Annotated in this window: 11 protein-coding genes, 1 tRNA gene and 2 pseudogenes; 2 read left to right on the forward strand and 12 right to left on the reverse strand. The window is 52.7% G+C overall.

Annotated elements, in window-relative coordinates; translation table 11 throughout:
• Window positions 1-4 precede the first annotated feature (4 nt).
• Window positions 5-249: pseudogene (locus tag EKM04_RS20030) on the forward strand (integrase core domain-containing protein); the annotation flags it as partial.
• A 39-nt stretch (window positions 250-288) separates the two neighbouring features.
• Here the strand turns inward: EKM04_RS20030 and EKM04_RS20035 are convergent.
• From EKM04_RS20035 to EKM04_RS20050, 4 genes and pseudogenes are all read right to left on the reverse strand, one after another.
• Window positions 289-2,028 carry an ADP-ribosylglycohydrolase family protein gene (locus tag EKM04_RS20035; RefSeq protein WP_183892982.1) on the reverse strand — a complete coding sequence of 580 codons (1,740 nt, stop codon included), beginning with the start codon at window positions 2,026-2,028 and terminating at the stop codon, window positions 289-291.
• Window positions 2,029-2,048: 20 nt separating this feature from the next.
• Window positions 2,049-2,735, reverse strand: coding sequence for a DarT ssDNA thymidine ADP-ribosyltransferase family protein (locus tag EKM04_RS20040; RefSeq protein ID WP_183892983.1), 687 nt, complete (start codon window positions 2,733-2,735; stop codon window positions 2,049-2,051).
• Window positions 2,732-4,123, reverse strand: coding sequence for a 3'-5' exonuclease (locus EKM04_RS23090; RefSeq protein WP_183892985.1), 1,392 nt, complete (start codon window positions 4,121-4,123; stop codon window positions 2,732-2,734). The genes EKM04_RS20040 and EKM04_RS23090 overlap by 4 nt, the downstream gene beginning before the upstream one ends.
• A 173-nt stretch (window positions 4,124-4,296) precedes the next feature.
• A pseudogene (locus EKM04_RS20050) lies at window positions 4,297-4,856 on the reverse strand (recombinase family protein).
• A 187-nt stretch (window positions 4,857-5,043) separates the two neighbouring features.
• Between EKM04_RS20050 and EKM04_RS20055 the strand changes: the two are divergent.
• Window positions 5,044-5,586: a hypothetical protein gene (locus EKM04_RS20055; protein WP_183892987.1), complete on the forward strand. Its 543-nt coding sequence runs from the start codon at window positions 5,044-5,046 to the stop codon at window positions 5,584-5,586.
• Here the strand turns inward: EKM04_RS20055 and EKM04_RS20060 are convergent.
• From EKM04_RS20060 to EKM04_RS20095, 8 genes are all read right to left on the reverse strand, one after another.
• Window positions 5,580-5,942: a MarR family winged helix-turn-helix transcriptional regulator gene (locus tag EKM04_RS20060; RefSeq protein ID WP_183892988.1), complete on the reverse strand. Its 363-nt coding sequence runs from the start codon at window positions 5,940-5,942 to the stop codon at window positions 5,580-5,582. The genes EKM04_RS20055 and EKM04_RS20060 overlap by 7 nt on opposite strands.
• A gap of 289 nt (window positions 5,943-6,231) precedes the next feature.
• Window positions 6,232-6,540, reverse strand: coding sequence for a hypothetical protein (locus EKM04_RS20065; protein ID WP_183892990.1), 309 nt, complete (start codon window positions 6,538-6,540; stop codon window positions 6,232-6,234).
• A gap of 58 nt (window positions 6,541-6,598) precedes the next feature.
• Complete coding sequence (locus EKM04_RS20070) at window positions 6,599-7,144, reverse strand: virion core protein, T7 gp14 family (protein WP_183892992.1); 546 nt, start codon at window positions 7,142-7,144, stop codon at window positions 6,599-6,601.
• Window positions 7,144-7,509, reverse strand: coding sequence for a hypothetical protein (locus tag EKM04_RS20075; protein ID WP_183892994.1), 366 nt, complete (start codon window positions 7,507-7,509; stop codon window positions 7,144-7,146). The genes EKM04_RS20070 and EKM04_RS20075 overlap by 1 nt, the downstream gene beginning before the upstream one ends.
• A 499-nt stretch (window positions 7,510-8,008) precedes the next feature.
• The gene (locus EKM04_RS20080; protein WP_183892996.1) at window positions 8,009-8,365 is read right to left on the reverse strand and encodes a hypothetical protein; all 357 of its coding nucleotides are present in this window, start codon (window positions 8,363-8,365) and stop codon (window positions 8,009-8,011) included.
• Between the two features lie 731 nt (window positions 8,366-9,096).
• Window positions 9,097-9,450 carry a Rha family transcriptional regulator gene (locus tag EKM04_RS20085; RefSeq protein WP_183892998.1) on the reverse strand — a complete coding sequence of 118 codons (354 nt, stop codon included), beginning with the start codon at window positions 9,448-9,450 and terminating at the stop codon, window positions 9,097-9,099.
• Between the two features lie 53 nt (window positions 9,451-9,503).
• A complete protein-coding gene (locus EKM04_RS20090; protein ID WP_183893000.1) occupies window positions 9,504-10,667 on the reverse strand; it encodes an SH3 domain-containing protein in 1,164 nt (387 codons plus the stop codon).
• 612 nt (window positions 10,668-11,279) lie between these two features.
• Window positions 11,280-11,353: transfer RNA gene (locus tag EKM04_RS20095), tRNA-Gln, on the reverse strand.
• Between the last annotated feature and the right edge of the window lie 199 nt (window positions 11,354-11,552).

Genomic DNA, 11,552 nt, shown 5'->3' on the forward strand with positions numbered 1-11,552 from the left:
ACGAATGGGCGACCACGGCATCACCTGCTGGATGAGCCGTTCTGGAAATGTCTCGGACAACGCCGCAATGGAGAGTCTTTTCTCGCCACTGAAAACGGAGAGAACAGCACGGAGGTTCAACACACGAGGAACGATGTCAGAGCAGATGTGTTCGATTATATCTAGGGCGTCTACAACCCGAAAAGACGCCACTCGACACTGGGCTATCTCAGCCCCAATGACTCCGAAACCAAGGTGGTATTAGCTTAGCCTTGTGTCCGATAAACCGGCAGCAAAGCGAATGTAGGCTCATTTGCTACCTAGCACGGCTTCAATAAGTTCTACCGTCCTGCCATCAGGATCGACGCATGTGATCTTTCGCTTATCGCCCTTACCAGAATCAGATGCTTCTATACCGCTGGCGGCCAGCCGCTTAACGCACCCGTCCAAATCGCGATGGCGGATAAACACTATTGTACCGCTGCCGGCAGGCTCGTTTCTCTCGCTTCGACGCAGTACTAAATGATGATCCAGCCGAACTTGACTCTGGGTTCTGCTCAAAACTGGCAACCCGAGGATCAAATTGTAAAATTCGACCGAGCGATCCAAATCGATCGAAACAAGGCAGATTCCCGCTAATACCGCATTGACCTCTTGGTGTTGCGGTGGACTTCCAAACTGAAGCTGTGGCAGGTTTACATTATCCTCGCTCGATTGCGGTGCCTTAGAGAGCTTTTTGATAACGATTGTTGGCGCATCGGGTGTCTCCAACTGCCAAGATTGCGATCTTAGACCTCGGCTCTTCGACCGAACAAGATTTGCGGGGCGAGCGCTCGTCGGAAAACCGCGCGGTAACGGTACGTTTTTTTTTCCATTGCTCAACTCCGCGATTATCTTCGCCAGTATTTTGGCATTGATCATCTCGAACCCATCAGTCTTTTTACTTCGGTTGGCAGCAAGTTCCTGAGCCAGTTGGTTGAGATAGCGGGTATCCTGAACTTCTTGCAATATAGCACCGATCCAGTCTGTTCCGCTTGTAGCACCGCAAAGCGCCCCCGTCATAGATGCGATTGTGTCCGTGTCAGACCCTTTTGCGAAGGCAGCTGTCAGTACACCTTCCATAGGCCCCGCTGCGTGACGGGACGCTAGGTAGATCGCAGCCGCAGCGGCGACCGTTCCAGCACCCAAGATAGCTTTGTCAAAGCAGCCAAGCCGCTGCATAGTTTCCCCGTCGAGACTAAGGGCACCTGCTTCTAAGCTGTCAGCGCCAACCCTCAAGCGCTCAATCATATTTGATACCGCATCACCCCATCTGGTCTCAAAGCCGTGCTCCTGCGCTTTATCTATCCAAGCGGGCCACATCGCATCAATGTCAGGCCATGTTGCCCACTGCGCCTGATGCTTTAGTAGCGCACTCAGCAACTCGCCGTAATCAAGCGTTCGATTGATACGTACAGCGTACCAAAGTGCAAAGGCATAAGCCAAAGCCCCAACCAAAGCCTCAGGGTGACCATGGGTGATAACGCCATCTGCGATGACCGCCTGAGCAACTGAGTCGAATCGCTCATCACGAACTCCCAGCAGTACGTGCGGAGCCACTCTCATCGCGACTCCGTTGCCCCCTGCTTGATAGTAACGATCTCTGTCAGAAGACCCAGCCTCCCATGGAGGAGAACCCTTGAGCCAAAGTCTTGCAGCCCTAAGGCTGGCACCGCCACCACCACGTTCATAAATCGTCCATAGAGGCAGCTCAACTCTCGCCAAGTACTGCCACCAAGCTACATAATTCAGACGCGCTCTCGCTCCAGCAATAATGAGCTGGGTATCGTCACTATAGGTGCCCGCCGGTATCACCTCTTCATGGGGCTGAAAGCGTCCGCCGGAGCGCTTGACCCAGTCATAGAAACTGAGTGCAGCCTTTTTTGAGGAAGACGAGTTTTGTGCGCGCCCTTCTTGCGGCCAGCCGAGAGCGTCACCGAAAGCAGCACCCAGAATAACGCCCTGAAATTTTATCTCGCTAACGTTGGCTGCGTTACGTTCAACCGACATATCGATTACTCCCAAACGCTTTAAAGCCAAATTTCAGCGGCACGGTTGCCGCTCGTGATCAGATTACTCAGCGCAAACTTATTAAACAAATCGGGAGCTACAACAAACTTGAAGCCCTCTGCGTCGATGTTGTTGATTTTTAATCGTACCTTCTCGGTTTTTGCTTGGTCTTCGGATTGCACGGCGACCCCTACTATGTCTGCCATGTTTATGCGATCAAAAATCAGAACTTCAGCCTGTTGATCAGTCGGACACGGAGAGAGGTGCGCAGCGCTTCGGACGTAAGTTTTATTGTAGGCCCCTTTTATACGATTAGCGTACATAGCCTCAAATCCAGCTAGTCCTTGTAAGATGTTTCGCCCGCCATTGGCAGCGGCATTACGAGGACAAAACAGTGTTGTCTCTGCCAAAAGATAATTAGGTCTTATCAACAGAACCACCCAATCAGGAAACAGCTTCTCATTTCCCCTCGCCTTATCAAAGTACCACGCATTTGGATACTCGATCGAGCAGCATATGTGCGTGGTACGCCCATCGAGGCGTGCTAGGTCCGTAGGATTGAAAGTCCCTCGTTCTGGCTCTGAGAGGTGAGCGGTGCTTAGAACACCAACCCTTCCAGCGGCGATATGCTGTAAATTACGCGAGGGAGTGAAATGGCACAGCCGACTAACCCCGCGCTGTGCGATAGCTTCAGCGATGTCAGTCATTTGGCAAGCACCGTATACAGTGAGGCGTCTGGTGGAAGGAGGTGTGTTCTGTCACCAACGTGCGTTATAATAAGCGCAGTCTTCGCTCGGGTGACGCCTACATACAGCAGGCGACCATCGTTTGCATCCGCCTCTTCTTGACCGAAGTCTTCAACTTGAGATGGGTCAGGAAAACGATCTTTGTCCATAAAAGGTAAGATCACAGTTTCGAATTCGAGGCCTTTTGCTGAATGATAGGTCCCCAAGTAGATATTCGGTCCGTCGATCCAAGTAGCGTTCTCATCTTTAAGATCGATCACGTTTCGAGGCAAATACGGCTTCAATTCTCGTTTCTGCGCAGCGGTCCTCACAAGTATCGCAGTAGCTCGTGTCCCCGCCATGGCCTTGGCTTGGCTCGCCACGAACTGCATCTCATCGGACGTCTTCTTAAACGAAACCAATGTTGGTCTTGGCCCTGCTGCCTTGGGCGTAGTTGGCGCCACCATGTCAGGTGTGCCAGCGTAGTAATCCATTTTTGCAATGGCCAATCCCAACGCCGCAATTTGTTGACTGTTCCTATAGTTCTCGGAAAACTGCCACACCTTCTGTGGTTGCAGCCCTGCCGAGCGCCAAGACATCCTGTGGCCATAAATTTGCTGGGCGACATCGCCGAAGAATGTAATTGACCCTTCAGGGGGCACTGCCTTGGCGAGGGACCTCAGCATTTGGGGAGATAGGTCCTGCCCCTCATCGATTACGATATGTCTATATTTCCGCTTTGTGACATCGGCCTCGAGAGCGCTTAGCACGGAAGAGGATATGTCATCCCAATCATATCGAAACCCCATTTCAGCGCGGCTCTTTAAATATGAAGCTCGAATTTGCCAGATAATTTTACGAAAATTACTAACTAGGCCATCTCCGCGACCAATGCGCTTAACGTCTAAGTAATCGGCCAGATCGCTAATGCCATTCTTGGCTATCCAGCCTACCTCGCTGTCAAAAAAGCCAATCGTTTTATCGAAGAAGGTATTCGACTTGTGTGTCCCTTCGATCTGTTCGACGGCATCTTTTATCAGGTTTCTGCGGGCGTCATTCCCGATTATGTCATTGTAGCTTATAAGCCGCCTGAAGTTCAGATAGCCTCGTGCGAAGAGGTGGTAGTGCTCGACCGTGACATTCTTCAAGCGTTTTTCCGAGATGCTCCGAATATAGCCACTTAACGCCTTATTGTAGGTGATAAGGAGTACTTTGCCATTTCCCGGAAGATCAGGGTCTCCCAGATAAGCTGCTCTGAGAATAGCCATAGTGGTTTTTCCACTTCCCGCTGTACCCAAGACAACCTGATGGCCGGAAGCTGGGAGGCAGACGACCTCCCGTTGACGTTCTACTGGAATGGGAAAAGGCACGATTTTGATCCGGCGAAAAAACTATGACTTCCTATTTCTAGTTGCACGAAATCACGGGAGTCAATTCCTATGCAATGCTTTTCTTCCGATGCCATAAGGCCGTTCGTAAAATACTGTGGAACAGTCTGTCAGAACCAAAATACATAATCACCCCCAATCAATTAAATGGCTGACTATTCTACCCGAAGAGCCCTGAAGACACTCGAGCGACTAATCCCTAATTCCACAACTATTTGTTCGACGTCTTGCCCGCACGCTTCATCCTTCTTACGTCATCAGCTTTTCGTTGAGCGGTCGGAGCGCGGCCTCTGTATTTGCCGTCAGCTTTCGCCCTGGCAATACCCTCGCGCTGCCGCTCCAGCATGATGTCGCGCTCGAACTCAGCGATGGAACCCAGTAGGCTGAGCATCAGCTTGCCGGTGGGCGTCGAGGTGTCGATGTTGAGATTGAGGATTTTGAGCGTGACGCCTTTGCTTTCCAGCGCATCCTTCAGGCGCACAAGGTCGGCCATAGAGCGGGCCAGACGGTCCAGCTTGGTGACCACGAACACATCACCCTCACGGGCATAGTCCAGCGCACGGGTTAGCTCAGGACGCTCCTTATCGACTGAAGAGAGCTGCTCCTTGAACACCTTCTCGCAGCCAGCCAACTCAAGATCGCGAAGCTGAGCGTCTAGACCATAGGTCTGATCGAGGGTCGATGTGCGGGCATAGCCAATGATGGTCGAAGGCATATGGGAAACTCCAGTGGTGTCAATAAAGTTTAAGAGCTTCTGGCACTATATGTGCCAAATGTTAAATACCATTCATGTGGCACTCTTTGACCAAGTCTTTTCGGAGGTCATTAGACCTCGGTCTATTGGCACTGCCAGAGATCATTGGTCGGTGATATCTAGCAAAGGTAGTTGGATGAGGAATGACATGGACAACGACGAAATTACGGAGCGCATTATAGTGCGATCAGCAGCAGAGGCCGATGAGCGGCTAACGAGGCTGGAAGAGTCGGCGGCTCGCGTAGCCGAATGGGTGCTAGCCTTTAACGGCAAGCCGCTTGAGCTCATTCGACACATGAAGTTCGATCTGGTCGGCTTCCACCCGGTTACCCACAGTCCTCTGAATGTCATTGAGCAGGTCAATCAAACGTGGACCTACGCTGCCGCCTTACTCGGGACAAGAATGCTGTTCGAGCTTCATCCAGATGTTGCCGCGTTTCATCTTGCCCCCGGCGCTTACGCATCTCAGCCGCTAGATATAATGAGTGAGGTGCCGGGGCTGGTCGGTGCAGAAACCTTTGCGGCAGTGCGACCGCAGAACAACAGGAAGTTGTCGAAAGACCTTGACAAGCTGGCTGCCCGCCAAGAGCAACATCGCTATGTGTTCTTCATGTCTCCTGCGTTCCCCGGCACTAAGCGATTAGAGCAGTTCGAGCGAAGTGGGGTTCAGGTCTGGTCGGTCGATCATTGAAGCTTTGCGATTGGCAAGAGCTGCGCAAGCAAAGCATTTCCTTCGGTTGTCACGTACAGCATGCTGTTGCGGGCATCGACCGGATTGCGGTGCTGAGCGATCAGGTTCAATCCCGGCTTCCCATGCCGGTCGATCGCCGTTAGAGCGGAGATGTCGCGGGAAAGGGTGGCTTGGCTGATGTCTAGAAGCCCGAGTAAGTCCCGCTGAGCTATCCCCGGCTTCATTGCCACTAGAAGGAAAACAGAGGCCGTGTGCATCTGGATGTCAGGACGCAACTCACGGAATGCTTCTACAAAACTGAAGGCATTTAGAAGCGATCTTTTGAATGCCGTGGTGGTGTCATCTAGCCTGCGCATGACATTACTCTCCTGTGAATATCTTTTGTTTGCAGAGGGTTATCGTCGCGTCAAGCTTCTCTGTTGCGCGAAAATGTGGACGGGTGGCCTACCCGGGGGAAGCCGGGAAAGCCGATTATCTGATTGGGTTCTCGGAATTTTTCACCAAAACATTCCGGCAGTAGCTCCAGAACGCCAGTCCGATTTATCGTTCACTTGCGTTGACCCTAGTGCGCGTTTGGAAGACGGACGAAGGTGTACGACCAGCCAAGGCCGAACGCGCTGTAATCGTTGATACGTGATGCCACCGCTAAAGCGATGCACGGTGGTCGGCAGCTCGCACGGCTAGCTTGCGATAATCCGGCTCTGTGATCAGGCCGACAGGGCCTATGACCTTGCCGCGATCAGTAACGGTCTCCTGGACGAATGGCACACCCCAGTGTTCCAGTATCTCAAGGCAGTCGTTGGTGTCGGTGTTGTTCAGCTCCAAAAACTTTCCCACGTCACTGGTCAGGAAGTAGGAGGAGCCGTCTGGCTTCATTACGAAACGAAGACGGATAACGGGAACGTCCTCGTCGTGGGCGTCGATGGTCATGGTGCGGGTAGCAAGAAGCTTCATATCGTTTCTCTTCATTTAGGTGGTGGTGAGGCTGTAAACTGATGGGCTTTGGCCGGGTTTAGGACTGGTTCTTGGCTTTGGACTTTCGGTCTTCGGAAGCCGTGTAGGAGTCGATGCCAACGCCTGCTATGCGAAGACCCGCGTCGAAGAATGAAGGCTTAGCTGCTCGCTGAACGGAATTAATGCGATCTTCGGCGTTGGCCCTGATGCCCTTCATCTCGTTGTTGAGCTGAGTCATGGTCCAATCGGTGTTTTGATCGATACGGCCCTTACCTTCGGCAGCTCGACCGTCGAACTCAGCCAATAGGGCATCGACCGAGAGACCACTAACTCCGCTTTCACCGGCAGCCGCTATGGCCGTGGCTTTGGCAGACCGAGCTTCGCGCTCAATATCGATCTTGTCGTTGCTAGCAGCGATCTGTTCTTGCAGCATCCTCTGCTGCGTCTGGAACTGCTGATCTTGAGCGTTGCGTGTGGCCCTTGCAGCGTTCTCGGCGTAGAGTCGGTTCTGTTCGTTTGCTGCATCAACTTGGCCAGCGTAGCTGAATGCTTGCTGTGCAGCCCCGATGGTGAACCCAATCATGGAGATGGGATCAGCGCACATCAGGCTACCTCCTTGAAACTCTGGGCAATGAAGGGCTGGTAGGCGGTGACCCTTGGGCCATGAGCGATGTTCTCGGAGACCGTCAGGCAGGCTGCGGTTTCGATATCGCGAATGATGAGCCGAGCGAAATGCTCACCACTGCCCCAAACCTCGAGCCGACCGGAATGACCGAGAGCGACCAAGCGGCGGCAGGCATTGGCTGTGGGGTTGCGAGTCTTGGAGATGATGGTCTTGCCTTGAAAGACGACCGAGTAATTCTGACCGAGCTTATCGAGACTGACGGGTAGGATAATAATTTTCATGGTCGAGGCGGCTGAAGGCATAGCTGCGCCATCATCCCGACCAAGGGATGTTTCGTTGTGCATGATAATTTCTCAGGGTTTTGTGGTGGTGGTTGCGGGGCGGTGAAATGCAAACGGCCCTCTCGTCTGCTGACCACGAGGCTAAGCCTTGAAGTCGCCACAAGAGGGCCGAGGGTCACCACACCCATGAGAACGGCTGATGTTTATGTTGAAAGGCCAGCTTGCGCACTCTCGGAAATCGAGTGTCCATGAGTGGACCGTGCGGGGTTGGAGGTCGTCCGGGTTTCGCTGTTAAAGAAACCTCTATGTGAACATCAAGGAAGACTAGAGGTGGATTGAGGTTTTCATCACCATCATCAATTCATGAAATACCAGATAGAGATCATCCTGATTTCATCAGTCATCCTCTATTCCCTTTCATTCAAGATGTTGGTCTTCCTCTCCGGTCTTCTCCTAAAGTGCGTGGTAATTACTGGTTGCTGAGAAGAGTGCATAACAACCATTTTTCAGATTGCATTCAAGGTGTGGCCTTACACTTCGACATCGTATGAGGTGGTGGTCCTCAATTATCATTGCCGATGTTTGGACCACTGATAGCCACATTCCCATCACGGATTAAATCCGCCACACTTATCACGGCATGAGCATCTTCACGCGACATGCCATGTTCCGCAACGTTCTCGAGCATGTCCGCAACGCTGGCATAAAACTGAATGCCGTAGGCCTGTTCTAACAGCCCTCTGAGGGCTTCAACGACTGTTAGCCCTAGCGGCATGTTGGGGTTCGTTTCCATCAGTCCTTTACGCTCAGAATTATAATCTTCGGCCAAACGGCGGGCTTTCGGGTGACCCCCTTTCACAATTTGGGTGATAATGTCGTTGATGACGAATGCGGCGGATTTTTCGTGGTAGTCGGTCATGGGAAATCCTCAACGCATCTGCGCGTTCTCTCTTGATGTTTGTGGAGATGCAAAACACCGTGCCGTCCGCTGACGGAGCGCGCTGCTTTGCTTAAGTGCGTGGTAATCGAATGACAGGGATGTTTTCCAATACCCCGTCCCCGCCATTCAGCGCGATCCAGTGCGCTGCGCATACAACATCAAGTCAAAGCCCGCATCTCGAAATCACGGGGACGAGGAAGGAAAGAACGCACTCTGATGTTAGGGCGTGTCGTGCCGAACAATTAAAGAGTTCGTCTCGCTCTCGAACTGTAGCGGCGCACCATCATGGCCTGCCTCAACCGAACTGTGAGCGCGTCGATAGAGGCAGAACTGGACACTCATCGTGAAGCGGCGTTCCGAGGTGCGAATAGCTGCCTCTTCTCAATCACCCAATGCCGCCACTTACCGCATGGATGCTCGAACCATTCAGTTTTGCTCCATGCAAATTCATGGCTGCTGGTAAACACGTAAAGTGCATGCGGAAGGCGGCTGTCGATCTCAATATGGTGGCCGAATGCGGCGAGCTTGATAGGCATAGGGTAGGTCCATGATAAGGGTTGAAGCGAAGCGTTCTGGCCAGAACAATGCCGTTAGACTCCGCCACGTGAGTCTCGTCAAGATGGACAAAATCTCTATTTTTCAATATCTTATCCCGATGTAAATACATTCCAGCCAAGACGTTGAAGAGACAGGGAAAACTCTGCGCATTTTTATTCACAGCTCTTGTGTGATGATGTCTCCTGCATCTCGGCCATGTACTTGGCCATCATCGTAGACACTTCAGTTGCCGTGATCGTAGCCACCTGCGTCTTCGCCTGCTGCTCTTCCAGTTCCATCCAACGGTCGATGATGCGGGCGCGAAGTTCGACCGAATAACCCGAGACGAGGATGAGGGTCTCACGCTTGGGGAGATTGAAGCATGGGAGCTGTCGGCAAGTGCTATCGGTATAGCTACCTACGAAATCTCTCGGCTCAGATTTGAGCCCAGTGAGCATCGTTCGAATGTCGCGGATGACATTGGTGTGCCGCTTGCCGGTCAGCTTGGCGATTTCGCGGCTAGACATGGTGAGCGTGGAGGCGGTTCTTGGGTGGGCAGCGGCCCAGCAAAAAATGCAGTTTACTGCGCGCAGCACACGTCTTTGACGTAGGTATTCCCTACCGTCATAAATGCATCATCAGGCACAGCACCACGCGATTTCAATTCCTTGAGCAGTTCCGAAGCTCCTGATGCTGGCAACGACCGGGACAGCGTAACGGCATACCATTTGTTTGTCGCGAGGTAGGCCGTCAACGGCAGACTCGAACCGCGAACGAAAGCCTCGGCTTCATGAAAATTATCGAAGCTCTTGATCTGGATGTATCGGTTCTCGAAGGGCTGCGTCAGAAACTGGTCCACCTTGACCCAGTTGTGATGGAGATAGCCTTCGCGACCCTTTGCACGCACCTTGTACCAGCGGTCCCCCACCGCCAATATCTCGACACGGTCACCGTTGCTCATGCTGATAAGCTTTCCTGAGGCCTGATCTTCACCGCTCCGTAAGAACTCCTTACCCTTAGGAACCCGAAGCGCTCCCGCCCTCGCCGTGGGGATTTGGAAACGCGGATCATCATCGGCAATACGATAGCTAGGCAGAGCGCTGGTCGTGGGATGAGGGGCAGGAACTGCAGCAACACGCGGCGGCTCACTAGGGGTAGCTCCGCTCCCATCGACGTTTGTAACCCGAAATTGGGCCATCTCGCTCTTAGACAGGTAACGCATGTCATCGCGTTCATATCGAAGGGAAAGCTGTAGCAGACCCGGATCGACTCCCATCTCGGTCATGTAGCTTATCGTTTCAGCCGTCTGATGCTGGATGAATGAGACCGCGTCATCAACGGACAAAGCCGTACTGTCCGAGAACGACGTTTTATGGACGCCGATGGCACCCGTCTCGGCAATACGCTTGGAGCCACCCATAAATGCCAAAGCGCAGGCAGACTCGCATTGCATCTCTCTCGGCTGGATAACCGGTAAATCCATCGCCCGAATAAGCCGACCCAGACGCATGGCTGTAGTGGGGTTACCGCCAGGACTTTTGAAAATCACAAAGATCGACTTCCCGCCAACGCTAGAAACCTTGGATGTAAATTCGCTCAGATTTTCAGATGGGCTGAAGACCCCGGACACGATAATAGCAGTGGCGCTGCCATCGAGCGGAGCAGTCTCGAAGGTTAGGGCCGAGGCATCCATCGTGAAAGCCAGCAAAGCTGCAGAAACGGAAACACACTTTATGAACGACAACTCTTTACACCCCAGCTAGATCGAGAAGATCATACCTCAACGGCAGATTTGGGCTAGGGGGAGCAGAGGGTATTGCCAACACGTTTCCCTCCCTCTCGACCTACAATCGTGGAGAATCTCGTTTGCAAGAAGATCAACCGCACCACGGTCGCGGCGTTGGAGGGTAGTCAGCGGCCCACAAGCAAACGGCGCAGCCACCCCCCTGCGATGAGAATGTCGCCCACATTACGACCATCGGCACGAAGAATGCCGCGTCTGACCTGCTGATGCAGCTTGCTGGTCAGCCCAGCGATCTCGCAGGCTGGATATGGTGAACGTGGAGGCGGGGCGCTATAATCAATTGGTTTGCCATTGCGTCCTCTCTCCTTTCGCTCGCTGCATTCGCGTACGGGATTTTCGTGATCGCTATCACGGTGCCTTTTTAAAAAAGCAGTCGAAGCAGTATTTGAAGGCTCAGACTTCACGCCCGCGAATGCAGATTACGCCGCAATCCGAATGAGTCGCACGTAGGTGTATGAGAGGGAAGGCCCGGGGTACCGAGGTACATAACGCGGTACGTATTGAGGTACGCAGTACACGCTAAGAAATTGATAAATCAAATGAAATAGAAATTGGCTGGGGAACCTGGATTCGAACCAAGATTAACGGAGTCAGAGTCCGTCGTTCTACCGTTGAACTATTCCCCAACGCAAGAAAAGTGGCTGTGCCGCTTTGCTAGGCGTCATATAAATGATTTGATCGGCTATGCAAGTCGTAAAATGCGATCTTGGGCAGTTATTCTCGTGAAGGGTGGCGGGGCGGGCGTCAGCGAGTGGTGTTTGGGTCGAACGAAGGAAATGATGACACAGGCACTGAGCGACGATCCTTGGATACGCGCTTGGAGAC

The organism is Rhizobium skierniewicense Ch11, from assembly GCF_023757665.1.
Taxonomy (GTDB): Bacteria; Pseudomonadota; Alphaproteobacteria; order Rhizobiales; family Rhizobiaceae; genus Agrobacterium; species Agrobacterium skierniewicense.